Origin of the sequence: Leptospira wolbachii serovar Codice str. CDC, from assembly GCF_000332515.2 — a bacterium.
Lineage (GTDB): Bacteria > Spirochaetota > Leptospiria > Leptospirales > Leptospiraceae > Leptospira_A > Leptospira_A wolbachii.
Map to the genome: position 1 here is coordinate 2,047,276 of NZ_AOGZ02000014.1, position 26,001 is coordinate 2,073,276.

General features: G+C 38.7%; 25 protein-coding genes. 17 read left to right on the forward strand and 8 right to left on the reverse strand.

Annotation, left to right across the window (positions count from 1 at the left end):
- Positions 1 to 55: 55 nt before the first annotated feature.
- From metG to LEP1GSC195_RS15120, 4 genes are read left to right on the forward strand one after another with little or no spacing between them, the layout of a single operon-like run.
- Positions 56 to 2,101, forward strand: a complete 2,046-nt coding sequence (gene metG / locus LEP1GSC195_RS15105; protein ID WP_015682566.1) for a methionine--tRNA ligase — start codon at positions 56 to 58, stop codon at positions 2,099 to 2,101.
- A 4-nt stretch (positions 2,102 to 2,105) separates the two neighbouring features.
- Entirely contained in the window at positions 2,106 to 3,404 is a 1,299-nt protein-coding gene (locus LEP1GSC195_RS15110; RefSeq protein ID WP_015682064.1) for an adenylate/guanylate cyclase domain-containing protein, read from the forward strand.
- Positions 3,401 to 4,003 carry a phosphoribosyl-AMP cyclohydrolase gene (locus tag LEP1GSC195_RS15115; protein ID WP_015681510.1) on the forward strand — a complete coding sequence of 201 codons (603 nt, stop codon included), beginning with the start codon at positions 3,401 to 3,403 and terminating at the stop codon, positions 4,001 to 4,003. Before LEP1GSC195_RS15110 ends, LEP1GSC195_RS15115 begins: the two co-directional genes overlap by 4 nt.
- 2 nt (positions 4,004 to 4,005) lie before the next feature.
- Positions 4,006 to 4,365, forward strand: a complete 360-nt coding sequence (locus LEP1GSC195_RS15120; RefSeq protein ID WP_015681031.1) for a rhodanese-like domain-containing protein — start codon at positions 4,006 to 4,008, stop codon at positions 4,363 to 4,365.
- Between the two features lie 68 nt (positions 4,366 to 4,433).
- Here the strand turns inward: LEP1GSC195_RS15120 and LEP1GSC195_RS15125 are convergent, their stop codons facing one another.
- Positions 4,434 to 4,907 carry a nuclear transport factor 2 family protein gene (locus tag LEP1GSC195_RS15125; RefSeq protein ID WP_015682540.1) on the reverse strand — a complete coding sequence of 158 codons (474 nt, stop codon included), beginning with the start codon at positions 4,905 to 4,907 and terminating at the stop codon, positions 4,434 to 4,436.
- A gap of 51 nt (positions 4,908 to 4,958) precedes the next feature.
- Between LEP1GSC195_RS15125 and LEP1GSC195_RS15130 the strand changes: the two genes are divergently transcribed.
- A complete protein-coding gene (locus LEP1GSC195_RS15130) occupies positions 4,959 to 5,480 on the forward strand; it encodes an SRPBCC family protein (RefSeq protein WP_015682019.1) in 522 nt (173 codons plus the stop codon).
- A gap of 11 nt (positions 5,481 to 5,491) precedes the next feature.
- On the opposite strand, the gene LEP1GSC195_RS15135 is transcribed toward LEP1GSC195_RS15130, so the two are convergent.
- Positions 5,492 to 7,369, reverse strand: coding sequence for an alpha/beta fold hydrolase (locus tag LEP1GSC195_RS15135; protein ID WP_015681508.1), 1,878 nt, complete (start codon positions 7,367 to 7,369; stop codon positions 5,492 to 5,494).
- Positions 7,370 to 7,461: 92 nt separating this feature from the next.
- Here LEP1GSC195_RS15135 and thyX point away from each other — a divergent pair, with 92 nt between their 5' ends.
- Genes thyX through LEP1GSC195_RS15155 form a run of 4 tightly spaced genes read left to right on the forward strand, consistent with a single transcriptional unit; the run spans position 7,462 to position 11,835 of the window.
- On the forward strand, positions 7,462 to 8,385 hold the full coding sequence (gene thyX / locus LEP1GSC195_RS15140; protein ID WP_015682479.1) for an FAD-dependent thymidylate synthase: 924 nt from the start codon (positions 7,462 to 7,464) through the stop codon (positions 8,383 to 8,385).
- A 48-nt stretch (positions 8,386 to 8,433) separates the two neighbouring features.
- Positions 8,434 to 9,147, forward strand: coding sequence for a FecR family protein (locus LEP1GSC195_RS15145; RefSeq protein WP_015681920.1), 714 nt, complete (start codon positions 8,434 to 8,436; stop codon positions 9,145 to 9,147).
- Entirely contained in the window at positions 9,144 to 10,541 is a 1,398-nt protein-coding gene (locus LEP1GSC195_RS15150) for a hypothetical protein (RefSeq protein WP_015682511.1), read from the forward strand. The genes LEP1GSC195_RS15145 and LEP1GSC195_RS15150 overlap by 4 nt, the downstream gene beginning before the upstream one ends.
- Before the next feature lie 10 nt (positions 10,542 to 10,551).
- Positions 10,552 to 11,835 (forward strand): protein-disulfide reductase DsbD family protein, encoded by a 1,284-nt coding sequence (locus LEP1GSC195_RS15155; RefSeq protein WP_015681786.1) that lies wholly within the window; start codon positions 10,552 to 10,554, stop codon positions 11,833 to 11,835.
- 102 nt (positions 11,836 to 11,937) lie between these two features.
- On the opposite strand, the gene LEP1GSC195_RS15160 is transcribed toward LEP1GSC195_RS15155, so the two are convergent.
- Together LEP1GSC195_RS15160 and LEP1GSC195_RS15165 are read right to left on the reverse strand one after the other, a co-directional pair.
- Entirely contained in the window at positions 11,938 to 12,879 is a 942-nt protein-coding gene (locus LEP1GSC195_RS15160) for an NAD(P)H-dependent flavin oxidoreductase (RefSeq protein WP_015681168.1), read from the reverse strand.
- An 18-nt stretch (positions 12,880 to 12,897) separates the two neighbouring features.
- The gene (locus tag LEP1GSC195_RS15165) at positions 12,898 to 13,194 is read right to left on the reverse strand and encodes a hypothetical protein (protein WP_002976080.1); all 297 of its coding nucleotides are present in this window, start codon (positions 13,192 to 13,194) and stop codon (positions 12,898 to 12,900) included.
- Positions 13,195 to 13,230: 36 nt separating this feature from the next.
- Between LEP1GSC195_RS15165 and LEP1GSC195_RS15170 the strand changes: the two genes are divergently transcribed.
- Positions 13,231 to 15,183 (forward strand): PP2C family protein-serine/threonine phosphatase, encoded by a 1,953-nt coding sequence (locus tag LEP1GSC195_RS15170; protein WP_015682608.1) that lies wholly within the window; start codon positions 13,231 to 13,233, stop codon positions 15,181 to 15,183.
- 84 nt (positions 15,184 to 15,267) lie between these two features.
- Here the strand turns inward: LEP1GSC195_RS15170 and LEP1GSC195_RS15175 are convergent, their stop codons facing one another.
- Both LEP1GSC195_RS15175 and LEP1GSC195_RS15180 read right to left on the reverse strand, forming a co-directional pair.
- Positions 15,268 to 16,305, reverse strand: a complete 1,038-nt coding sequence (locus LEP1GSC195_RS15175; RefSeq protein ID WP_015681943.1) for a zinc-binding dehydrogenase — start codon at positions 16,303 to 16,305, stop codon at positions 15,268 to 15,270.
- A complete protein-coding gene (locus tag LEP1GSC195_RS15180) occupies positions 16,302 to 16,925 on the reverse strand; it encodes a hypothetical protein (protein ID WP_015681349.1) in 624 nt (207 codons plus the stop codon). Before LEP1GSC195_RS15180 ends, LEP1GSC195_RS15175 begins: the two co-directional genes overlap by 4 nt.
- Positions 16,926 to 17,007: 82 nt before the next feature.
- Between LEP1GSC195_RS15180 and LEP1GSC195_RS15185 the strand changes: the two genes are divergently transcribed.
- The 7 genes from LEP1GSC195_RS15185 to LEP1GSC195_RS15215 all read left to right on the forward strand — a co-directional run bounded on the left by LEP1GSC195_RS15185 (position 17,008) and on the right by LEP1GSC195_RS15215 (position 24,236).
- On the forward strand, positions 17,008 to 17,826 hold the full coding sequence (locus tag LEP1GSC195_RS15185) for an adhesin OmpL37 family surface protein (RefSeq protein ID WP_040506819.1): 819 nt from the start codon (positions 17,008 to 17,010) through the stop codon (positions 17,824 to 17,826).
- A 2-nt stretch (positions 17,827 to 17,828) separates the two neighbouring features.
- A complete protein-coding gene (locus tag LEP1GSC195_RS15190) occupies positions 17,829 to 18,491 on the forward strand; it encodes a rhomboid family intramembrane serine protease (RefSeq protein WP_015682546.1) in 663 nt (220 codons plus the stop codon).
- Positions 18,491 to 19,933, forward strand: a complete 1,443-nt coding sequence (locus tag LEP1GSC195_RS15195) for an MDR/zinc-dependent alcohol dehydrogenase-like family protein (RefSeq protein WP_015682009.1) — start codon at positions 18,491 to 18,493, stop codon at positions 19,931 to 19,933. Before LEP1GSC195_RS15190 ends, LEP1GSC195_RS15195 begins: the two co-directional genes overlap by 1 nt.
- A gap of 4 nt (positions 19,934 to 19,937) precedes the next feature.
- A complete protein-coding gene (locus tag LEP1GSC195_RS15200; protein WP_015682597.1) occupies positions 19,938 to 22,388 on the forward strand; it encodes a hypothetical protein in 2,451 nt (816 codons plus the stop codon).
- The gene (locus tag LEP1GSC195_RS15205) at positions 22,385 to 22,807 is read left to right on the forward strand and encodes an NUDIX domain-containing protein (protein ID WP_015682048.1); all 423 of its coding nucleotides are present in this window, start codon (positions 22,385 to 22,387) and stop codon (positions 22,805 to 22,807) included. The genes LEP1GSC195_RS15200 and LEP1GSC195_RS15205 overlap by 4 nt, the downstream gene beginning before the upstream one ends.
- Positions 22,800 to 23,939, forward strand: coding sequence for a carbon-nitrogen hydrolase family protein (locus tag LEP1GSC195_RS15210; protein ID WP_015681529.1), 1,140 nt, complete (start codon positions 22,800 to 22,802; stop codon positions 23,937 to 23,939). Before LEP1GSC195_RS15205 ends, LEP1GSC195_RS15210 begins: the two co-directional genes overlap by 8 nt.
- A 99-nt stretch (positions 23,940 to 24,038) precedes the next feature.
- Positions 24,039 to 24,236, forward strand: coding sequence for a hypothetical protein (locus tag LEP1GSC195_RS15215; protein WP_002976060.1), 198 nt, complete (start codon positions 24,039 to 24,041; stop codon positions 24,234 to 24,236).
- Here LEP1GSC195_RS15215 and LEP1GSC195_RS15220 read toward each other — a convergent pair.
- Together LEP1GSC195_RS15220 and LEP1GSC195_RS15225 are read right to left on the reverse strand one after the other, a co-directional pair.
- The gene (locus tag LEP1GSC195_RS15220) at positions 24,233 to 25,363 is read right to left on the reverse strand and encodes a hypothetical protein (RefSeq protein ID WP_015680523.1); all 1,131 of its coding nucleotides are present in this window, start codon (positions 25,361 to 25,363) and stop codon (positions 24,233 to 24,235) included. The genes LEP1GSC195_RS15215 and LEP1GSC195_RS15220 overlap by 4 nt on opposite strands.
- Complete coding sequence (locus tag LEP1GSC195_RS15225) at positions 25,360 to 25,980, reverse strand: hypothetical protein (protein WP_015681828.1); 621 nt, start codon at positions 25,978 to 25,980, stop codon at positions 25,360 to 25,362. The genes LEP1GSC195_RS15220 and LEP1GSC195_RS15225 overlap by 4 nt, the downstream gene beginning before the upstream one ends.
- Positions 25,981 to 26,001 lie beyond the last annotated feature (21 nt).

The window sequence follows — 26,001 nt, forward strand, 5'->3', positions numbered from 1 at the left end:
TTTTCCCAAAAATGGGCTGAATTGGAACTTCGAATCAGGAAACTGGAATTAATCTATGTCGAAAAACATACTAGTTACAAGTGCTCTTCCCTATGCCAACGGTTCTATCCACTTAGGCCATGTTTTGGAAGCAGTCCAAACAGATATCTGGGTACGTTTCCAAAAGTTAGTAGGAAACAATTGTTATTTTTTCTGTGCCGATGACACTCACGGAACTCCGATTATGATTGCCGCAAAAAAAGCAGGCAAATCTCCCGAGTCCATGATTGAAGAGGTACAAAAGGAACATTATAAAGATCTATCTTCTTTTGGCGTATCGTATGATAACTATTATACGACAAATTCTGAAGAAAATAAAAAATACTCAGAATCGATATACCTTACCTTAAAGAAAAATGGTCATATTGTAGCTCGTAACATTGAACAGTCGTATTGTGAACATGATCAAATGTTCCTACCCGACAGGTTCATTAAAGGCACTTGCCCTAAATGCGGTGCCAAAGACCAATATGGTGATTCTTGTGAAGTTTGCGGAACCAGTTACTCTCCTAAAGATCTAAAGGATTCGTACTGTTCTATTTGTGGAACAACTCCTGTTCTCAAAGAATCCAAACATTTGTTTTTTAAACTCCAAGACTTTCAATCCCAATTACAAACTTGGATGGAAGAGGGAAGTCGTTTGAATGAAGGAGCACAGAAAAAACTAAAGGAATGGTTTACCTCTGGGTTACAGGAATGGGATATCAGTCGTGATGGCCCTTACTTTGGCTTTGCGATTCCTGAAGAAGAAAACAAATATTTTTATGTTTGGTTAGATGCACCCATTGGATATATGGCGTCGGCATTAAACTTTTTTAAAGATGAAAAGAAGTTTAACGAATTTTGGAAAGAGGGAAAGGGAGAGATAGTTCACTTTATCGGAAAGGACATTCTGTACTTTCATGGGCTTTTTTGGCCAGCGATGCTTATGGGATCTGGATATAAAACACCAGCGCAACTCAATGTTCATGGATTTTTAACTGTGAACGGTGAGAAGATGTCCAAATCAAGGGGAACATTTATCAATGCTTCCACCTTTGCAAAGTACTTGGATATCGAACATTTCCGATTTTATCTTGCCTGTCGATTGGGCTCTGGAATGGAAGATGTGGATATTTCTTTTGATGATTTTGTCTCCAGAGTGAATTCCGACCTGATTGGAAACTTGGTGAATTTAGTTTCTCGTGTTTCCACTTCCATCCTTGATAAACTGGATCGAAAGTTAGGTGTTCTTTCGCCGGAAGGAAAATCTCTTGTAGAGGAACTTCTTTCGAAAGATGCAGAAATTCGAGAGTCCTATGATTCGCGTAACTATTCTAAGGTGATGCGAGAAATTACCGGCCTTGGTGATAAGGTTAACAAATACGTGAATGATTATGCTCCTTGGAACCTCATCAAAACCGATGTGGAAAAAGCAAGAGAGGTGGTGACAACCTCGCTCAACTGTGCTAAGATTTTGTTTACATATTTAGCACCTGTGGCGCCAAACATAGTGAGTTCTTTGGCATCTCTTTTCCAAGTTCCTAATCTAACTTTTTTAAATCTTACCGAGACTTTGGAAAACAAAGTCCTAGGGCCCTACCAAATGTTATCAAAACGCGTTGAGGAAAAAAATATTTCACTTATGATTCAGGAAACCAAAGAAGCTTTTGAAAAAGCAAATCCAGAGAAGTCTAAACAAGAACCGGGAAAAACATCAGGTCCTGATTCAATTTCTGCAACTGTATCGGAAGATGGATACATTTCGATTGATGAACTTTCCAAAGTAGAACTTCGGGTGGGCCTCATTCTGGAAGCAAACTCAGTGGAAGGGGCCGATAAACTTCTGTTTGTGAAAGTAAACTTGGGAGAAAAGGGAATTAAAAACGTTTTTGCTGGGATCAAAGCCAGTTACACGGCCGAAGAGTTGGTTGGAAAAAAAGTGGTAGTGGTTGCCAACTTAAAACCTCGCCAAATGAAATTCGGCCTTTCTGAAGCGATGTTACTTGCCTCGGGAAAAGATAAAACATTATCTTTATTTGTCCCTGATCGTGATGCGAATCCAGGTGATCTTTTAAAATAAACCAATGCCAACAAAGTCGGAACAAATCTTACGGGAAAAGGAGATTGAAGGGATTAAGTTTAGCCTATACGGAAAAATTATTATCTTTTCGCTCCTCACCATTGGAACCTTCTTTGTTGCTCAGACTTTATTTGAAATATTAACCATAACTTCTATTTCGTTATCTTTAAATGTAGTTCTATATATTTTATCCAAGTTTTTGAAACAGGGGAAGTTTGTTTCTTTTGTTGGATTATTTTGTGTGATGATTGATTTATTTATCATCACCATCCTTCCGTTCATTTGGTACAATGCTGTGGGAGGAGAAGCACAAGTTCCAAGAACCTATTTAATTAAAACATATTTACACTTTATCATTGCTGGAACTTTGGTAATGAATGCATTTAGCATCCAACCCATTTACCCAATGATTTATGCATTGGGAGTTGTTGTAAGCCAAGCTGGGATTTTGGTGTATGCACAGCAAGACCCCAGGTTTGTGAGTACGGAAAGTTTTAAAGAAGCCTTCCTTGGACCTGCGGCCCATGTCAATAATTACATTATGTCTATGGGAATCATTGGTGTTTTAGGATTTTTTTTAGCATACCTCACCTATCGTGTTAGGCGAACAGTCCTTACGGCAGTCACAAACGAAATTAAAATGACGCAACTTTCCAGGTACTTTTCTCCCAATGTTGCCAGCCAAATGGGCCAAGCTGGGGACGATTTTTTTAAACCAGGGGGAAAAGAATCAACTGTCGCAGTATTATTCTGTGATATAGCAAATTTTACACAAATTTCGGAAATCCTTGGCCCTGAAAAGACCATGTCCCTACTTTCTGAATACCATAGTTTTATGTTAGATGTTGTCTTCAACCATGGGGGGACACTAGATAAGTTTATCGGTGATGGGATGATGGTTACTTTTGGAACTCCCCTTCCAACCAAAGATGATGCAACGAATGCAACTATGGCAGGTGTCGCCATGTTACAAGCGTTATCTCTTTGGAACGAGAGTCGAGAAAGATCTGGAGAAAAACCAATTTTCATTCGAATTGGAATTCATTATGGGTCTGTCATCGTTGGTAATGTGGGCGTGGAGAAACGATTAGAATATACTGTTATCGGTGATACAGTCAATGCTGCGAGTCGGCTGGAATCTTTGGGAAAGGATTTGAAGAGAAACTTTCTCATCTCAAAAGAATTATATGATCAAATTTCACTCGAGTTTCGACAAAATCTTAAGGTCAAATCCATGGGTACACTTTCGCTTCGGGGAAAAACAAAAACTACTGAAATCCTAGCAGTGGAGACAAGTCTATGATCCAACTTCCTACAGGAAAAGAAATTACGATCATTTCCAAACCGTCTTTGGATTCTAAAGAAGTCAGTTTACGAGTTGTTGGTTCCAAATTAGCGCAAGATTTTGTAGATCATTTTGATTTCGCCAATAAACAGTTGTTTGTCGATTGTGATGAAGATGCTTTATTAGAAATCGATCCTGCTCTGAAAACAGAAAACAAACGTCTGTTATGGGAATCTGGAAATCTAAAATTCACGGCAGAAGAGTGGAAGTCCTTTCAAGAAACCATTCCCCCTCTTTCACCATTTCTTGCTCAAGACCTTTCTGGAAAGGAATTGATGTTAGCTTGGGGAAAAAAGGAAAGTCTTTTCTCTGCTGTGGAATCGGGACTTGGTACTTATTATAGTCGGTCCAGAAATGGAAAGTGGGTGAAAGGAGAAGAGTCCGGTCATTTACAGAATTTATCTGAAATCTATGTACATTCTAATCCATTTTTTATCCAATATGTTACCAATCAAATTGGGGCCGCTTGTCATACCGGATATTATTCTTGTTTTTTTCGTGAGCTTGGGCCAAATGATTCCATTTCCTTCGTCTATCCTAATAAGGTAGGAGCATAGTTTTGAATCGAATCGTTCTAATTGGATTAGTTCTAGTTTGTGTAGTCTTTATTGTTTATAAATTAAAAACTTCGTTAGGTGCAAACCAAACCCAACTGAAAGAGAAAATAGATGGTGGGGCTCTTGTGGTAGATGTTCGGACTACTGCTGAATTTCAATCAGGGCATTTTCCTGGAGCCATTAATATTCCGGTAGACCAAGTTTCGAAACGTCTGGATGAATTTGGTGATAAAAATCGATCTATCGTTGTTTATTGTGCGTCTGGCGGTCGGAGTGGAAGTGCTAAATCATTTTTGGAATCTGTTGGATTTGTTGACGTGATCAATGCGGGTGGCCTCTCCAACATGCCAAACCCTGAATGAATCCTTTAGCTTAGGTTCAACGAATATTTCATTAGGGAAGAGAATCTCCCTTCCCTAATAATACAAAACTACATTCGTTTTCTTTTCATATATAACTGTAATCCAGTCAATGCTTCTTTCTTTACTTTGTTTCCGAGAGCTGGCCACCAACCGAGTAGATAACCAACTGGGCCCATTGCCATGCCCAACCATTTCCACATAAAAAAGTGATCTTTATGCGAAACTATCTTACCATCAGAAAAGGTAAATTTTGCGTGAATTTTGTTGTGAACCGTTCTACCTGTTTTACTAAAACTATAGTCTGCTTCCCAATCAGCAGAACCTTTGGCATCGTCTGCTTTGATATTAGAAAAACGAATGGTAAGATTTTGGCTTCGTTCGATTAACATAAGCCACATTGCACCTGCTTCTTTTCCTTTGAGTGAACCAAAAGCAGGGTCTTGGAATTCGATATCGGGGTGGTAACAACTTACCATGGTTTGTCCGTCTTTGTTTTGGAAGGCTGTGTAAAACTTTTGGATCAACTGTTCGTTTGCATGCATTGTGGGAAAGATTATGATTGATTTATCCTAGTCTTAGCAAGAAAAAAAGTTATGAAACGAATTCTTCTTTTCTCTTTTGGAACCAGTTTTTTGCTCATTGGGCTCGTTGTTCTCTTTTTAGCCGTGGGTTACTTTCAAGATCCCAAATTCCACTCTGAAACCAGCGAATGGTTGAAGGCAGAACCAGAAGATATATGGAACTACATCACTGATATCCAAGACCTTCCCAATCGCCGAAAGGAAGTGGTGGCTATCAAAATTTTAGAAACCAAACCGGATGGAACACCGACGAAGTGGGAAGAAACACCCGATATGGGCGGGTATATGATCTTTGAACTTCGCGAGTCCATACCAAACAAACGTTGGAAAATTGAATTAACGGATGCAAGTTTTAAAATGAGAGGGTCTTGGACTTATACATTGGAAAGAAAGATTCCAGGAACGGTTGTGACGATCACTGAAGATTCCGAAATCACAAGCATTCCCGTAAGAGGAGCTTATTTCCTTGCCGGTCGTGATGCCACCCTCCAAAAAGAGATGGAGCTCATTCACAACCGGTTTAGCGGCCGTTAGGGGAATTTAGATTATTTTAAACCTTGGATCCATTCATCGATCCCCTTACAAATCTTTCGAACCGTTTCCCCGTGAAAAATAATCCCTAGGTGGCCTTGTTCATAATAAGTGATCACCTTGTTTTCCGACTTGAGGTCTTTCAGTTCTGCAAGACTTTCTTCGGGAACAATTTTATCAACAGTTCCCACCACACTGTAAATGGGCATATTGAAATTGTTTAGAAAGTTTTCGGTATAATTGATACGACCGTCATTGGACCAGAAACTTCTCTCGTTAGAAATTTGGCTTTGGAAAAATTGCATAATCACAGAGACAGATTCTTCACAAAACACGTCTTCCATGAGAAAATACCATTCTGGAGGGGTGATTTCTTTATAACCCACAAAGTCTTTGATGGTTAAAACTTTGGTTCCAATGTTATAACTAAAACTTCTTAAACTGGAATGAAGGTTCAAAATCAGTTTAAAGAATTTTTTTAAGTCAATGGTTTGGATGGTAGCCTGCATGGAAAAACTTGCCATACTCAAAATCATATCGGAAATCATTTTGTGCGGGAGCAAACTGAATCCACGTTTCAGAGTATCAAGTCCAATGAAGTTGGACTTCAAACTAATATAGTTTGGTGAAGTAATGGAAACAATTCCTGCAATGTATTCTTCCGGTTGTGGTAAATTGAATTCTTCTTTTAATTCTTTGATTTTTTCATACGAAGATACATAAAAACGAGGAATCATTCCCCCCATACTGTGACCAAGCACCACGGTTCTTTCGCTTGGATAATGCCAACGAATCCAACGAAGGATTTCCGGAAAATCGTCTTGGATGTAATTATCAACCGTCCATCCTTCTTTTTTTCCATGTTTTGGCATGGTCTGTCTAGACCTACCACGCATATCCATAAGGAAAACTCGGTATCCATATTTAAGAGCCAGTTCTTTTGCGAGTTTGTCCATCACGGAACGTCGGCAGAAAAAACCAGGGATCAGTAATAGGTTTTTCCCAGTATTGTTTAGTTTCTCAGGAGTAAAACTTTTAAGAGAAACCGCATAACCATCGGTAGTTGGTATGATGAAGGATGCATCCATTCTATATTCAATGTTATACTGGTGTGATTTGAATATAATGGAAGTAACAGGTTCTTTTTGGTCTTTGGTGGTTGTGTAAAATAAATTTCTTGAATTAGAAACAGTATCGGCTTTTTCGATATTCTTTTGGGCAATGTAATGGTCATTACCTGATTCCATTTCCTTTGCCACAACAAATTCAATCACATCGAACAACGAATAGAGTTGGAGGGTGAGTGGGCGAAGTTTTTCTTCTGGAATCGGATCTTTGGTGATTCCCCATAAAATTCCGATGGGATTTTCATTCACAAAGAGAGGAATTCCAATCGCATGGTTCATAGTTTCTGAGAGTAACACTTTTTTCTCAGGATGGATTTCTTCTTCTTTCAAATTGACAAAGATAACTTCTGGTCTAAGGCCTTTATTGAAATCAATGATGGACTTACGAATGAATCCAGCCGACTCATTCCGAGGATCGCCTAAGTGGATGGGGCGAGATTTTTTGATGTATTCTTCAATGCCCGGAATGCGGCGGCGTTCCGCAATTTCCTTTAGTTTGAAGTGAGTGGCGGTAGCCACAATTTTCATTTCATCTTGGTCGATGACTTCAAAAATCGAAAAGTTGAAAATGGGATCGTCGTTGAAATCAACCAAGGAAACCATTTTATTTGTGAAGGATTGCCAAATATTTTCCAAAAATTGGTAGGTAGTTTTTGGGACCGGAAAAATAAAAATTTTGTCCGGGCTCACCATGAGACTTTTATTGCTGTCCCTGGTGGAAATTTTGATCAAACGATCTTCCAGCGAATTTTCTTCAAGAGCCATTTAGCATCCTTTCTATTTATGATGGCGATACGGTACGCTATAACTCTATTTTCGACTTTTCATCTGCCTGTGAACTAAAAAATAAAGCTAATATGCAACAATCTGATTTCGAATCCATTTCAAGAGTTTCCGTTCCCGAATTAGACTCCATTCTGGGAAAACCATTCCCGATTTTGGACGATGGATTTATCAGACTCGTTGATTACATGGGATCTGATGAATCGATCGTTCAGGCTGCACGCGTTTCGTACGGAAAAGGAACAAAAAAGGTAAATGAGGACCGAGGCCTCATTCGTTATTTAATGCGCCACCGTCACAGCACTCCCTTCGAAATGTGCGAACTAAAGCTACATGTTCGTGTTCCTATGGACACATGGCGTCAGTGGATTCGCCACCGTATGGCCAATGTCAATGAATACTCTACGCGTTACTCCGTAGCCATCGATTCTGCTCAAACTACTCTGCCGGGTGAATGGCGAGTCCAATCCGTTGGGAATAAACAAGGAAGTGATGGATATTTAGAATTATCCAAAGGTGACCACCTAACGAAAAAAGAAACAGAATTCCAAAAGTTTGCTACTGATATTTACAATGAAAGATTAGAGATGGGTGTGGCAAGAGAACAAGCTCGGAAAGACTTACCACTGGCGACCTATACAGAAGCTTATTGGAAAGTAGACCTTCATAATTTACTGCATTTTTTGGCCCTTCGCATGGATGACCATGCCCAATTAGAAATACGTCTTTTTGCAAAAACTATTGGAGAACAGATTGTACAAAAATGGGTTCCCAATGCATGGGAAGCATTTGTCGATTATCGTTTGAATGCTGTAAACCTAACCAAATATGATACCCAAATCATTCATGCATTCAATACAGCGGGAAAAGAAGGGGCAAAGAAAAAAGCCATTGAACTAGGGTTACTGGACGAACAAGGAACCACTGCAAAAAAAAGCCGGGAACGTGAGGAATTAGAATCTAAACTAAAAGATATGGGATTTTCTATTCCTTGGTAATTTAAGCTACAAACGAATTTATAAATTCGGTTGATAATTTTTTTCCTTATGTTTGTTAGAGGGATTATGAGCCTCAGAATCCTTCTAACCCTTTCTTCCTTAATCCTGATCAGTGTTTCCCTTTCTGCGGAAGAATTTGCCGTGGCAACTTTCACCCGTGGAAAGGTGAGTTTTCTCTCTGTCTCCGATTCTTCCAAACTTTGGAAAACCCTTAAAGTAAACGACATCCTAAAACCTGGAGACAGAATCAAAACAGGAAACGGATCTAAAGTAGATTTTCTTTACCAAGAAACTGAAATTCGAATCCAACCTAACACAGATTTTACATTAAAAGAATGGAATTCTGACAAAAAGGTCGCAAAAGCCTATGTGGAAAAAGGGGCAGCCTGGTTTCGGGTCAGTAACTTTAAAAAAGGAAGTTTTGAAGTATCTACTCCAACGACAACGGCAGGTGTCCGAGGGACAGCCTTTGGCGTGTTCTTCGAAGAGAAGGAAAAAAAAGGTTATACTTGTGTTTGTGAAGGTCTTGTGAACATCAATGGTTCCGATTTTGCAAAAGGAAGCGGTGGAGCTTTAAAAATGGGAGCCACAGATTTGGAAAAAAATGATTACAAAGATTTAATCACCAAAGAAGGTGCTACCATTCAGTTTAGAGAAAAACGAAAAGAGATAGCTATGTTGTCTCGATGCCTTCCTTGTCACAAACCAGTGGGTTGGGAAGATACCAGTTTTACTCCGGATGAAACTTACGGTAAAAAGTGAAAAAAAATTTCCGATTCATTGCACTTTTCTGCTTCTTCACCTATCCAATCTTTGGTGAAGAAGTTATTTCAACTAAAAAAGACGAACCTGATGGTTACTATGGACTAAAACTAGGTGCCATCTTAACCCCTACTGCATCCTACCGCATTCGAGACAAAGCCTCTGGAACTACAGACTTATCCCCCTCCGACAAAGCTGGATTTTCCCTTCCCTGGACCATGGTTTCTATTTCCAAAGAATGGGAAAACACAGGCATTAAAGCAGAATTTTGGGGAGAAATTCTCCGTAATGATGCTCTTACTAATGACACATTAGCTGGTACTGGTAATAAATCCAATCCTTATGTATTTCTAGTTAGGCGAGCAAATCTTGCAAAGACCTTTGAATTGGGAAATACAAAACACCAAATTCAATTTGGGATGTTTGAACTACCTCATATGTTTTCGGTTTGGTCTGGAAACTATGATTGGCGTTACTTTGATAAATCGCCATTAGAGTCCATGGGTTTTGCAAAAGATCCGGTAGATCTCGGAATTAATTATATACTTCGTTGGAATTCCTTTTCTGTCCAAACAGCGGTTGTGAACGGAGAAGGTTATCGTAATACCCAGAACACTACCAACACAGGATACGATGTCATTGGAAAACTAGGATGGGAACCCACGTGGTCCGAAAATCTCAAAACGGGACTTCATCTTTTAGGACGGGCTTCGAATGCGTTTGGTTATGCGAGTGATGAATGTAGGGAAGGAAAAACAAGTTGCCTACGAAGTGATGGAAATCCAGCTACAAGAAAACAGGGAAGTGTTTCTCTCAACCAAGAACAAGTCATTGCAGTCGAATCCCACTTAGTTTGGAAAGAAACTCTCAATTTAGGATTGGGGGGAATGGTAAAAAAACAACTCGGCGGTCGGATTGTGGATCGTCTAGCGCCTTACCAACCAGCCGCTATGGTGCCCGAATCGGTTGGGCGAGGGGCCTATGTTTGGGCCGGTCTCGGTAATGGAACCTTTCGCCTTGTAACCCGTGGAGAGATTGCCACTGGAGGGCCAGCACCGGGCTTGCAAGCTACAGAAACAGTGGAAAGGGAACCATGGCTCCGATTCAAACCAGGTACCACGGATCCTCTCTATTCCAACCAATCCTACTACATCACTCGACAAATCTTCGCAGAATGGTTCTTTACTCCATCAGCTCGGCTGGCATTGGGATATACTGAGGTTCGTTCTTATGATTCTAAAGGAGAGCCAAATAAATGGTATGTAGACAGTACCGGGGAGACATCAAATCGTGTCGAATATATAGAACAGTTTTCGAAACCTGTTTCGCATCCGATCTCCGAATATGGAAGACTGGATAGAAGTATTGTTTTGAAAGCCACAGCTACGTTCTAAGACAGAGAGTATGGTATCTGAAATCCAAGCCTTTATTGAGTCCCAGTTGTCTTCTGGTTCTTTTTCTATCCTAAGCATTTTCTTTTTAGCTTTAGGGGGACTGCTGGCAGGGCTTTTGCCCTGTGTTTATCCATTATACCCCATCACTGCAGGAATTTTAAAATCTCGTGTTTCCAAACACAAATGGTCTCATCCATTGGTGTATTATGTAGGGCTTGCAACCATGTATGCTGTGTTTGGTCTGATCGCAGGTCTTAGCGGAGGTGCGTTCAATTCTTTTTTGCGTTACCCAGAAACCCAAGTAGTTCTTTCTATTTTACTTTTTATTCTGGGACTCAGTGTAGCGGAGTTTTTATACTTTCCTTTTTTCTCTGGGGATTTAAGAAATTCGGCAAACGTAAGTTATGCGAATACTTTTTTTCTTGGAATCGGTGCTGGCCTTCTTTCCTCTCCTTGTGTCGGCCCTGTGGTTGTTTCTATTCTTGTACAACTCATTACCTACCAAACCGAAGGGATTCGTATTGTACCGATCCTTTTGACCTCATTAAAGATGTTTGTTTTTGGTTTGGGCTTAGGAATTCCTTTTTTACTCATTGGAGTTTTTGGATTTGCCCTACCTAAATCTGGTAAGTGGATGAAATCGGTCCAGTGGATTCTTGCTCTTTTCATTTTATACTTTTCCTATACTTATCTAGAAAAGGCATTTGCCCTCTGGGGTCTGGATACTGGTTTGTCTGCAAAAGTATTTCTTATTTGGAGTTTGGCGTTGAGCTTTCTCTATTTACAAAAGAAAGAAGGCCTTCCTTGCGAAAGAATGAAACTTTCCCTATTACAAATGGGTGCCTATACTTCGTTTGTGGTTCTTGTTCTCCTTTTACAGCCTGCTGTTTTTAAATTCCAACCAACACAGGGGGAGGCAAAGTCAGTCCCAACAGAAGTGCATGGGAATTTAGAATGGCATAGGTCGAAAGCAGAAGTGTACCGGATCGCCAAAGAAACGGGTAAACCGATATTTATCGATTTTTATGCAGACTGGTGTACGAACTGCAAAGAGTTTCAAAAACTAACTCTAAGTCATAAAGAATGGAATGAAACTTTAAAAAATAAAGCGATTCTTTGGAAGGTATACGATACGGATCCTATTTTTGAAGAATTTGCGAACGATCCGAACTATCCTGAACTCAAAATCGGTTTACCTTTTTTTCTGGTCCTCAATCCAGAAGGAAAGATGGTTTATAAATCGAATGATTATTTGGATACCAAAGGAATGATCGATGCGATTTCAAAATTTTAAGTTTTTTTGGAAATTGGAATCGATTTAGAAGGAAAAAACGCTAATACCAATCCTTGTTTTTTATGCGAACCGGTCGAAAGAACCGATTCGCATTATCTTTGTTTAGCGAGGAAGATTGTTGACTGTTGCTAGGTATTCGCTTGCGATTTCCTTTACAATTTCACCGGCTGGTTTTACTTCATGGATTTGAGCCACACCTTGTCCGGCAGACCAAATGTCTCGCCACCTTTTGTATTCTTGTTCGATGGCTTTTTCTCCCCCAGCATGACCAGCGGCAATTTTTTTAGGGCCGTCTTCTAAAATATCTGGAGAACGTTCCACCGATTTTGCTAACCAGTTGGCTGGGATTCCTGAAATTTTTTCTGTATAAACGATTTCATCTGGGCTTGAATCAATTAACATTTGTTTGTATTCATTTTGTGCCCTAGACTCTGGTGTTGCGATAAAACGAGTTCCGATGTATACTGCATCTGCCCCTAAAGACAATGCCGCGGCCATTTGAGATCCTGTAGAAATGGCTCCCGCAGCAATGACTGGCAAACCAATTTCTTTCTTCAGATAAGGGATTAAGGCAAAAGGAGTGATGGCACCCGCATGTCCACCGGCACCTTGGGAAACGGCAATCAGTGCATCCGCCCCAGACTTTGCCACAATGTTTGCGTGTTTTAATGTGGTCACATCACAAAACAAAATTGATCCATTGGATTTGATTTCTTTAGCTATAGTTCTAGGTGTTCCCAGACTTGTAATGATGAGTTCTACCTTTAAATCCATAACCACTTCAAATTGTTTCGCCCAATTGGGGTTATGTTCTTTGTGTAGGATTAAATTGACACCGATTGGCTTTTTTGTCTTGGAACGAATTTCTAGGATTCCTTCGCGTAACTGTTCTGGAGTTCTATAATTTAATGAGGGAAAACATCCAATTCCCCCTGCTTCTGAAACCGCCACCACTAACTCCGGATAGGAGACGAGGAACATGGGGGCTGCAATGATCGGTAGATCAATTTTCAACATTTCACTGATTTTTGTTTTGATTTTCATAAATCTCCTGTTATACGATTATGGTTGAGTCGGTTTTGGAATCAGATTAGGTAATTCAGCGGAATATTTTCCCGATCGAGGGATACAACTCATCGCAAAACCTTGGATAATGTAACAGATAGAATCTTGAGAGATACACTTTAGTGATTTCTGGTATTCTTGTCCGTCAATTTCCGTGGCGATGGAATAACATTCCATTTTGTCTTCCACGAATCGTTCTTGGGCGGTTTTCTCTTCTTGGGCCATTAGCGCAGTAAGAGACAATAATAGGAGGGGAAGTAGGTAAAAAAATGATAGGAATCGATTGCGATTCATTGAACTTAATCCTGCTTATCCTATAGGAATAAAAATTTGAAAGAAGTCAAATCATATAAATCGATCCATACTCTCTTACACTTTGTTCTTTATTTGGGGTTTGTGATTTTATTTTGCGGGTGTTTGGACTTACATTCTGAAGTAGCACCTGACCGCCAATTCCAACAGTCCGTTTACCTTTTGGATCGATACTACTATTGGTCATCTGAGGAATTAAAAGACCCCCATTCGATTCCAGACAATATTTGGAAACAAATGGAACCCAATCGGTTGGGATTTGAATCATTAGAAAATCAATACTTATATGTTAAATTTAGTGATCAATTTGTCAGGCAACTCAAAAGTCCTGTTCTCTATGCAGAAATCGCATTGGAACAATTTAAAATCTTTCAAGGGAACGATTTGGTTTTTGAATCAAAACTACAAGATCATTTTTTTCCTTATATCATTCCATTAAATCAAAACCCATCAGGTTCACTCATCATCCAATTTCAATCGAGGTACCGCGGTTATATTGGAATGGATCGAGATGTGTATTTAAAGGATCATTCGATGGCGCTAGTCGACCTGTTTTTAGATAATTTCTCTGAAACCTTCTTTGCTCCGATTTTACTTGTGCTCTCCACAATTTTTCTTGGTTTTTATTTTCTTAGAAAAAGAGAAAATATTTTTTTGAATTTTTCTATCCTCTTGTTTTCCGCATCGCTCATTGAAGCTTTAAACGGGTTTGTTGGTTTTTCACTGACTCAGTTTTCTTATCTAGTTGTTCCTCTTACTTATATAAATTTTGCTTTTTTTCCTTTTGCACTTTTACTTTTTTTGATCGGGATCTTTCCTCCATTCTTTCGCAATTTATTTAAAATATTAGCAAGTATTCATCTCATTGTTTTTTTCGTATCCATTGTAAGTAATTATGAGGATGGAATTTCTTTTCTCAATAGTGAAGACGATTACAATTGGGTGATTGTATTAGAAGCAATTGGAGCCATTTTTTCTTCAGTTTATGTTCTGATTAAAGGCAATAAAAATTTGCGAACAATCACTTCGGGACTCCTCATCATTGTGTTTGCGGGACTACATGATATTTTGGTGGATCTTGAATTGTTTCGGCATGGACACCGAATCATTCATTATGGATTTTTTTTAATGTTAGTTTTGTTTGGATTTTATGTTTTCAAACATTATTGGCAACTTTTACATTCAATAAACCGAATGAATGCCGAATTGCGTATAAAAAATAAAGAATTACAAAGGTTAATCCAAATTGATAAGGATTTGGCTTTGGCCCATGCACTTCAAAAATCATTGTTATCACCGAAATACAATGAAGATGACAGAATTCGTATCATTGGATTTTCGCAAAACTTAGAGTCGGTGGGTGGTGATTATTTTGATCATACCAAAGATAGTATGGGAAATTGGGCCATACTTATGGCAGATGTTTCGGGTCATGGAATTTCTTCTGCAATGGTGGCTGCTATGTCAAAGATGGCTTTTGTGGGAGCTGGACCTTATTTACAATTTCCATCCAGAGTGTTTCATTTAATGAACAGGCATTTGGTTGGAAAAACAAAAAATCTTTTTATTACTGCTTCCTACGTGTTTATTGATACGGAATCTTATACTGCTACATTCAGTAATGCAGGTCACCCAGGTTTTTTTCTGATTCGAAATTCCGAATCGGATGCCATTCATTTGAATGTTAAAGGGAAACCTTTGGGTTTATTTGCTCATTTACCTTTTGCAGAGGAAATGGTGAAACTAGAGCCAGGAGATAGAATCTTACTCTATACCGACGGGATTTTTGATCTACTCAATGAGGATGGTGAAAGTTTCGGTGAGGAAAGACTCAAATCATTGTTATGGGACAATCGATACCAAAAATTTCAAGAATTGGCAACAATAGTGCAAGACTCCCTCTTTAGGTTTTCTTCTGGATGGAAATACCAAATGGATGATTTGAGTTTTCTATTAGTAGAAATTAAATAGAATGGAACCTAAATTTAAACCTTGGGGTTATCTCTGTTAAATCCAAAACTATGAGGGCTAATCCGTCAATCGTATATCCAGAAACTATAATTCTGGATTGATGATAAAACGAATGGGATTTCCTTTTTTCTCTTCCAAAGCATGTAAAAACTCATTGGTTTCTTCTAACTTATGAACTCCGCTAATCGATTTTGTTAAACTTAATTTTTTATCTTTATAAAGTTGAATGAGTTCAGGGATTGCTCTTCTGTCCGATCCATAAGAACCTGTGATTCTAATTTGTCGTTCGATCAGAAAAAATGGCATCGGAATTTCTAATTTGTTTCTACCAATTCCAACAAGGACTATTCGGCCTCCGCGACTCATTGCCCGAACAGAATTTTCTATATTTGGCATATAACCAGAAAAGTCACATAACAGATCTATACCCCCCGATTTTTCTTTTAAAACTTTTCCCACTTGCATGTTTTTTTCAACTAAGATGAGTTCGTCGGCCCCGTAGGCTTTTGCATTTTCTAAGGAACCACTGTCAATGTCGACTGCAAAGATACGACCGGCTCCTAAAGCTTTTGCAATGGCAACGGCATGGATTCCGAGTCCCCCACAGCCGATGATGGCAACGGTATCGCCAGGTTTGATTTCACCTTGGTATTTTACGGCATGGTAAGGAGTGGAGACGGCATCGGCAAGAATGGCCCCCTCTGTAAAAGGAATTTCGTCAGGCAAGTGGTGTAGATATCGTTCTTCGATTTGTAAGTATTCGGCAAAACCACCCCGTTGGTTGAATCCAAGCACTCCGATTTCTTCGCAAAGATTTTCCCTGCCCGCCAAACAATGTTTACACTTTCCGCAAGAAGTTCCGGCGCTGACTACCACTCGGTCTCCTTTTTTGAACTTAGTGACCTCCTCTCCAATTTCATCCACAACCCCGGATGTTTCATGTCCAGGGACACAGGGACTATAACTGGCTTTCATTTTTCCATGAAGAACCAAGTGGATGTCTGACCCACAAATTCCACAGGCTTTGACTTTGATTTTTACTTGGTTGGGAAGAAGAGTAGGGAGATCCAATTCTTGAATTTCAAGAGATCTGGCACCTGCGGGTAAAACTGCTGCTTTCATTGAAAGATTCCATCTAACTCCGTCAACATGTCGCTTGCATCCGTTTCATTCAATTGTTCTAACGTTACTTCGATTGTATCAGTGAGATAGTATTTATAATTTTTATATGAGGACAAAAAAGTTTTTAGTTTCTCTTTTTCATCATCGGAAAGTCGGTTTTCCATATTGAGCTTACATAAGGCAAGAACAGCGAAAGCAGATTTTAATTCATCAGAATTAGAAGCAATGACAAAGAGTTCGCGAATGTCTAACTCAGCAAAAGTGGGAAGTAAATCGGAGATAAGTTCCATGGCACCGATGGGAATGGCTCGGTCGAGGGATTTGACATAATTCAGCAAGACTCGATAACTTTTTGAGTCACCTACATAGGATAAAAGATAAACCATACCAGATAATAGTGATTTATGATATCCCCAACTCAGTCGACCCGAGTCGGCTTCCCGAATGATTTGGTAAATCATAGTCCAGGTGTTTTTATCACCATCCGCAGCTAATTTCATCAAATCCAAAAGGCGTGATTCCCAGACCGGTTGGTCCATCTCGGATTTAAGAAGGTCAATGGCTTCCAAAGGGGAAGTTGGTAGTGATCCTAACTTTTGCACAGGTTCCTCTCTCGACATAATACTAGAATATGAGACGTATAAGTCTTTTCTTTTTTATCATGCTAATGTTTTCTGCGTACGACCGAAACTATTTCCATAGATGAAACGTTTTTCGGTAATAATACTACTCTTTCTGACTGCAATTGGAGAGATGACACCGGACCAGTCCAGTTCCAAAGCTACCCAGTTAATCCGTGTTAGCTATGGACTTAAGGACAACTACGAGTTTCTACGCATTTTAAATTCTACAATTAGCAATAGGGGGACAGAGGATCAAAAAAAGTACTTCAAACGTTGCGTACAACACCATATAGAATCTGAAATTCTCCATTTACAAATGGATTTGGGACGTTCCTATGCAGAACTTAGAAGAACACAAGGTTTACTTATCCAACTTTACATTTATGTTTTAGAAGATGAAATTGAAGAATTGGAAATTGAATTAGGTCGTCTGGCAAGACTTGCCAATGGCAAAGAAAAAACAGAAACCAAATCTTATCTTCGTTTAGGATATCGTGAAATTGCTGTTGCAAAACAGAAATTACTCGTAGGAAAAAACATTCGACCTTATTTGTATTTGATGAAACTCCAAGAGTTGTCCTATTCTTTGAAGTCCCTCAAACAAGCGGAAAAGTACATTGTGCTTCTCGGACTATTACATGATTCTATAGACGAGTTTGATAAAGAAAGTCGTAGTTTTGCAGATCTGGTACATGAAGTGAACCGAATTATCGTTATCGACCGTGAAAAGTATTTACGTTTGCTCTACGATAGCCATTTTGATTCTTATGGAACTCTTGATTATTATGAACTGATTTGGAAACAACCTGATTTACATGAATTGGCTGCCGGAATTCCCGGTTTTGATCCATCGTATGTAAGAAACCCAGAAGAAGCAGTTCCATCCACATTTCAATAGTTATGCGATCATTTATTTGGGAATTCCCCCTCACTGCTGGTTTTTCTTTATTTCTTTTTTTGTTATACCCGATTGTTTCTATTTTTTTTCCAGATTTGATCGGGCCATATTTTATCGCAACACCGGGAGAATTGGAACCAATCAATTGGATTCTATCTACTTTCTTCCACGGATCGGGAGCTCATCTTCTTTCTAATTTATTTTTTCTCCTGCTACTCGGTCGAGTTGTAGAAAATCGAGTGGGTAAGGGGAAGTGGCTTCTTTTTTATTTTATGGCAGGAATATTATCAGTGTTAGGTGATGGAGTTGTTAGGGGACTAATTTTGGGAGATAGAACCCCTATCGTGGGAGCAAGTGGGGCCATTTCTGGTTTGGCATCTGCGGCAACATTACTTTCTCCTTTTCGTTTTCCCATATCAAAAAGAAAGTCCATTCCCTTTCCCGTGTTTCTATTTGGTTGGATGATGGTCTATTCTGATGTTACTAATTTGTTTGCGCGCGACCAAGTGGCACACTGGGCTCATCTTGGCGGTTTTTTCTCCGTCTTTGTTACGAGTTACTTACTCGGTGATAAAGAGAGGCGAGAAATCAGACAGGGCTTTCTTTTGAACTTTACCTTTTTTACATTGACTATCATTCTTCTTTTTTTTATCAACAATAGGTAATGAACCTAAAATTCCGAGCGAAGGATTACACATCCGGTGACTCGTTTGAATCAGCAGAATACGAGTATTTTGGCAATGAAACGGAAGGTTGGGAGATCAAACGAAATGGTAGTCCCTACCTCCATTTAGGACCTGGTTATATCCCTCTCAAAACGATTTCTTGCGGTGTTTGCTCCACAGACATTGACCGACGTTTTTTACCTTTCCCCCTCCCGCAAATCATTGGTCATGAAGTCCTAGCAGAAGGTCTTGGTGAGAACCAAGGCAAACAGTTTGTTGTCGAAATCAACGACACCTTTGAGGCTCGTGGAGACAAAAACTTGGATGCCTTTTGTAAAGAAGGAATCCCGACCCATTCCCCGGAAAGAAGAGTGCTTGGGATCGATCGACTTCCAGGAGGTTTTGGTCCTTATATTTTAGCACCGATCCATGCGGCCATTTCCTTGGAAGGAGTTTCTCCAAAAGCTGCGGTTCTTATGGAACCTTTTGCAGCCGCCTTACAAGCGATCCTTGCTTCTCCTCCAAAATCGGGGGATCATGTGGCAGTCCTTGGACCACGTCGTCTAGGGAGTTTAATTTTAGCAGCTCTTGCTTCTTATCGGAAAACAAATCAGTCAAATTTTCGCATAACAGCAATTACTCGCCACGATCATTTAGTAATTTTATCCAAAGCCATGGGTGCCGACGAAATTGTTGATCTTCGAAAAACTGATTTTACCGAATTAAAAAACAAATTTGATATAGTTTATGATACAACTTCCACAGCTTCCGGTTTTGAATCTGCACTACAAATTGCCAAACGCGAAGTCCATCTCAAAACAACCAATGGCCAAGTGATGGCAGGAATTGCCCATTTGACAGAACTTGTAGTCGATGAACTTTCAATCCTCCCTTATTCAGAGTCCAATACATTGTTTCATTGGCAAAAGGAAACTCGCAAAAACCAGAATGTATTTGTGTTTAGTAGTGTATCGGAAACCATCAAAGAAAATCTAAAAAAACAATTCATTGTATTTGAGGGAAGTTCTTCGGATGGAGAAACTATTTTAAATTCGGATGTTTTTTCCAATAAACTTCCTCGGTTTGACCTTGTTGTTGTATCGAATCCTGATGAGTTGAGTCTTGCCATCCGACCCAATCCCAATCATGAAAATTCCTTAGTTCGTCCGAGAGGAGCAATCCTAGTAGACTCTACTAACTCCAAAAATTGGCCAGATAATTCTAGTTTGGTGGCTAAGTTCTTTGCCAATGGAAAAGAAATTCATAGTTCCCGTTGTGGAGATTTTCATATCGCAATCTCACTACTCCGTGACAATCCTGACATCACAAAGGCACTCGAGACAAATTTGATTTCTCATCGGTTTTCATCGGACCAATTGGAATTGGCTTATTCGACAGCAAAAGATCCATCCAGTGTTAAGGTAGTGGTTGATTTTACATAAAACTATGACAGAACCGAATCAGATACATACTTCTTTAGGACCCGTGCTTGTACCTGTGGAAGATGGCCTTTGGGAGATAGACCTCACACATTTAAGAATTTTTTTTGGACTTTCGATTCTTTCTCGGACAATTGGGGAAGAAATTGGAAACCAATTAAATTCTCTTCCCGGTGATTTATCTTTTACTTATAAAATCAATCCGAACATCAACCATGAGTTAGTGGATATGCATATCCAACATGTCCAGGTTTTTGCAAGAGCCGGAATTTTGAAAGATTGGGTTTTGTTTCGAGAGCAATTTGAAGAGAATTTACGTTTTGTATTTGGATCTTTTCAACAACAATCGGTAGCAAAAAAAATCCATCCAGAATTTTACGGAGAAGATCCCAACAGGAATTCTTCTGTATCTTTGTTATTTCCATTTGAGGCGGACTTTGTCCACCCTTCAGGTTATTACATACTGATGGAAAGGGTCGCAAGCCAATACCGCATAGGTGACTTTTTTCTTCGCATAACAATAGATACACAAGAAGATGGATGTTTGAATTTAGCAAATATCAAACATGAAATCATTAGTGATGCACATACAAGAACTTACATTGCGGGAGCTTCTAAAATTAGCGAATCTTTAAGCAATGGTATGATCAATGCGGCCCAAAAGGGAGAAACTTTTTATGAAGAAGAGAATAGCCATTTTAGTAAGGTATTCTCGCAAATCGAAAAAACCCCCCTCGGAAAACTCACAAACATCAATTTTTATTGGGAAGAACAATACCGAAACTTGATTTTGAGTTCGGATCCAAGTGTTTCTTTATCGATTCTAAAAAAACTTTTCCTTTTATTGGAAGATTCTTCTGCTTCTAAAAAAATCAAAGAGGGGAATACCATTCGCGCCCTTATTGGTAAGGTTTCAGTTTACGTTGATCTTTCCCGTTTGGATCGTGTTTTGAACTTTAGCATCAATCAGAAGAGAACCTTACTCGATTCTTCATTTTATCTGAAACGAATGCCTTTATTGGAACAAATTGCAAATTCCAACGGCCATAATTTTAGTTTTGAAGGAATTAATGTTTTTTTAATTCATCACATTACTTCTGAAATTATTTCACTCATTGAAGCTTTTCGACGATTAAAAGTAAATTCTTTGGACGTTGCTTTTGTTAAATATGGTGGAAACATCCCTCCTGTGTATTTGGATATTTTGTTGGATATTCCAACAGAAATGTTTTTTATGGCGGGTCTTGAATTCAAACTTACTAAAAACAACACTCCTTATTATGGAGTATCCCCTTTGTATAGCGATTTTGAAATCCATTCCGCGTTCCGCCATAAACTGGAAGATGCTAGATTAGGTTTTTTCGATGCAATGAGGAGATTGGCAGTGTTTTTGTTCTTAAATAAGTTGCTGTCAATTATTCCTAAAAATGAAAAATTAATTTTGATTGAAGACGGTGGTTACGTTGCTCCGATTCTAAATGAACGTGCATTAGATGGAGTTTCCTTTGGGGCAGTTTTAGATGAGTTTTGGGTAGAAACAAAAGATCGTTCCCTTAAAGACAAGCCATTCAGCGAAATTCTAAAAACCTATGTCATTGGTACGGTTGAGCACACTCGAAACGGTTATGATCGTTTGGTGAAAGTGAAAGAAGAGAAGAAGTCTTTATTTTTACCTGCCTTTTCCATTGCCATCTCTAAAGAAAAAACACAAGAAGAATCTAAGGAAGTTGCTCGTTCCATTTTGAATGCCTTGGACAACACTTTGCACGGAATCGGAAAGGTTTTATCAAAAAGAAAAGTTCTACTGCTCGGGTCAAAAGGAAACATTGGTGGTTTTTTAAAACAATACCTAATTGGCGGCTTCCTTCATGAAAATAATCTAGATATCTTAGAAGTGGATAGAAAATTAAAATCAGAGTCGAGATACATAAAATCAGATTTCTCTCATGTATCAGATTCTGAATTTGCAGAAATTGATCTTCTTATTGGTGTTACTGGTGAATCCATTATTTCGCCCAAAACTTGGGAATCGTGGATACTGAATAGTAAACATAAACAATTGTTTATTGCCTCCGGTTCTACAAAAACAGTAGAATTTGCTGATTTTATCAAATGGATTAATGAATTAAATCTATCCGAAAATCCAAAGTTAAGCGGTGAAGATTTGACTATTTCCTTTCATCGGATTTTAGATCCGCAAACGCAAATGGATTTGGGATCTAGAATTCTTTTTAGGATAGAGAAAAAACAAATCGAAAAAGAAGTGTTTCTTATTAGTGATGGAAGTCCGGTGAACTTCTTGTTTTTTGGAGTTCCGACAGAATCGATGGATCCAATCATTTCGCAACTTGCTAGTGTATCCTTAGGTATGGTTCAATATTATAAATCGCAAAAACTTCCGAAACCGGAGTTGTATGCAGTAGATCACCAAATCGATGTTTGGGGAAAATTTCTGTGAGTAAACATGGTTTTTTTCAAATTACACAAAAGTTGTTTCTTCGCAATGGGAATCAATTGTTGGTTTTACGAGATAGAAAGTCCGGTCACGGTGATCTTCCTGGTGGCCGGATGAACGAAGATGAATTTTTTTCTGACTGGTCCGAGAGTATTTTTCGGGAAGTTTCCGAAGAATTAGGAGACCAAATTAAAATTGATGTAAATCCTGAACCAATTTTTATTCATAAACATAGGGTGAATGATGGAAATTTCCCTTGTGTCATCATTGCTTATTCCGCCAAACTTGTGGGTGGAATCATTCAGTTATCTGATGAACACGACTTTATGGATTGGGTTGATGTAACAACTTTTGATCCATCCAATCTTTTTTCGGAGTATATGTTGGATGCAGTCCAACTTTATTTAAAAAAATATGCATAATTTATATGTTCCGCCTTATAAAATTCTTCTCTTTATCATTTTGTTTGGTTTCGGTTTTTTTTCTGCCTCATTTCTAAAAGATGATCAAACTACATTACCAAAATTTGATATTCCAAAACCAGATATTAGTTTTGATTTCAAATTTGATTTTAATTTTAGCAAACCTGAAGTGGATGAAGATATTTCGAAACCTACAAAGTCATGGAATGATGTAGCAATTCAAACCAATGGAACAGACCGAAAGTATGGAAATCTAGTCGGAATTCAGTTGGTTTTACAACCGGAAGACTTTGTTAAAGAAGAGTGGTGGCGAGAAAGAATCGAAGAAACTTTTAAAAAAGGAAAAGTCGCTGGAATTTTTGATCGCAAAACAATAGTTATCCTACCTGAACATACGGGAACAGGATTATTGTTCCTAGATGAAAAATCCAAATTTTTAAATGCAGATTCGTTGGAATTAGCTTTAAAATCCAAAGGGGAAACCTTTACCGTTTCTGATTTGTTTTATTTAAAAGCAGAAAAAATGGCGGAAGTATATGTTCGAACATTTTCTGAATTAGCAAAGGAATATAATGTTCCCGTTTTAGCAGGAACTATCATTTTACCAAATCCAAAGATTGTAAAAGGAAGTCTTGTCCTCGACCCCAAAGGCCCATTGTACAACGTTGCGGTACCATTTTCTGCTGATGGAAAGTTGATGGATCCGCTTGTTAAAAAATCACTATTAACAGAAGAAGAATTAAAATTTCTTTCTGCAGGAGAAATCGCTCAGGACCGTGTTTGGGTTGTGCCGGGATGGAAGGTCGCCATCCTCATTGGTCAAGAAGTCTTTGATATTAATATATATAACCGTCTCGTCGGAAAACCAATCGATGGTTTAATTTCTCCATCAGCAACATATCCAAATATGAAATGGCAATCGTTAGATTTAGAAGATCCTAATGTTTGGAAACAAGAGGGGATGGCAAAGTATATTAAATCAACGAAAGCACAAGACCTTGTGCAAGTGTTCTTAGCCGGGCATTTATATGGAAAAAACTGGAACGGAAAAACTTTTAATCTTCGCGACTTTGCCAACGAGGATCAGGTTGGGTCGGTAGAAAGTCCTACGATCTTAAACTTGTACTTTTAATTTTCTGGGGATAATGCAGTTTTTTAAATCGTTAATTTTGAGATCGGGTATAAAATCGATTTGACAGCGCATACCTTTCCACAAAAAATTTTCAGAGTCATGGCACAGAAGTCCCTTCCTAAAAATGAGTTTTATGTAAAATGCCCTTTGTATTCTAAAGGACTATCTGTTTGTCCTAGTTCCAAAGATCGTTTACAAGCAGAGGATATCGACAGACTCACTTCTCATTGCATTACTGACACTTATAAAGCTTGTGATATCTTCTCTGCTAAAAAAGAAAAAGAACAAGCTGCTTAACCGTCACTCAACTTCCTAACTTTTTTAAAATATTCATAAATCATCCAGTCTTCTGCTGAAAAATTCAGATCATCTAACACCAGTTCACCCCTTTTGCTTTCGTAAACAATTCGGTCTCCTGCGACTCCCCACAATCTTTCAATAAAGAAGGGGAAGTGTTCCTTTTTGCCAGATACCTTCCATTTCATGGGTTGGTTGGGCTCGTTTTGGTTGGTAGCAATGAATTCGTCTTTGCCAGTCATTCTCCACGAGAATGCTTCGCGAGTTACAATGGGGATTCCTCGGTTGATGGAAGGAGTTTTGCCTTGGTGGTAGACAACTTCTTTCAAATAGAGGTCACCAATCTTTCCGCCCACGATATATCCCGAAAGGCCATTGTTATAATAAAATCTTGGTAAGACTATATCTTTAGAAAGGAGTGTAACACGTTTTGATTCCAAATTCAAAAAGAATAAATTGTAAGAGCCTCCGATTCCGGACCAAACTAAAAACTCGTTCCCGATTGATGTTATGTGGTTGTGCGTTTTTAATTTTGGAAAAGGAGTAGGGAAAAGATCTCCAGAAATGTATTTTTCAGGTTTTGAGTTTTCACCTGTTTTTTCAACAAAGAGTTGGTTTTCAAAAAAATATAATAACAGATCTCCTGAATTGGTGATTGCCATTCCCGTTTTGCAAGGAATGTGAACAATGGATTCATGTTCCAATGAGGAGTCGGAAGTCGAATAACCAAATAAAGCACAACCCCCATATTGTTTTAATGGGTATTGAACAGCCACATAATTTCCGTTTGCTGAAATTTGTATCGAGTCAGGACGTAGTTTTAATTCAATAGAATTTCGGTTGTCATTGACTAAATCTTTAAAATATAGAGTTTTGTTTTCTGTCCAAACGATCTTTGTTCGGTCTTCAGAAAGTACAAACAAACGCGGTTGGTTCGGTTTATTTTTAGACAGAATCTCTGATGTTGAACGATTTGCAGAAAGTCTATCTTGTAATAGAACTAAAGCCTTTTCATACTTTTCTTTTGAAATTAAATCTTCAATTTCAGAAACTAAAGATTCATGTTTTGATTGGCAAGTTATAAAAAATAAAGTAACAATTGGGAATATAAAAGAAAATAATTTCACTGAGACTCCAATAATTCTCGGATTTCTTCGGCATGGATTTCTTTAGAAAAAAGATCCATTGCTGTCTTGCCAACACGTTTTGTATCATAATAGGCAAAGGTTCCAGTCACTATGGCCCCTCCAATCGGAATCCAACGTGCAAACTGTTTACGGATAATTGATTTAGAAATTAGTAATCCCAGTTTTTCTAACATAGTTTGAAATACTTTAACGGTAGTTGGGCGAATTAAAATTTTCAGAGATGATTCTTCGATAATTTTTCGAAATACATGTGCTCCGCCATGTTTGAATAGGCAATAAAGTAACAATTCTTTTGTTACTTGTACTTCTTTTCCGTAGAGGGCAGCTATATCCAAAATCAAATGCCCTTGGATTCGGTACATAAAAAGTAATTCAGGCAGGATACTGAGAATCCCCAGGGGGCCAGGGGGAAGCGAGCAGGTGGCACTGACGAGCCCCGATTTAAAGGAAGCATTTTGGACCAGTTCTTGGATGAGATGGTCTGGGGGTTGGATTGTGGGCGCATAGGGACTTCTGTAGTCCTCTAAGCCGGCAAATAATTCGACTAGGCCTTCTAAAAAACCTTCGGATTTAGCCTGAGATGGTGTTTCGCTCACGGGTTTCTTAAATCCTCGTTA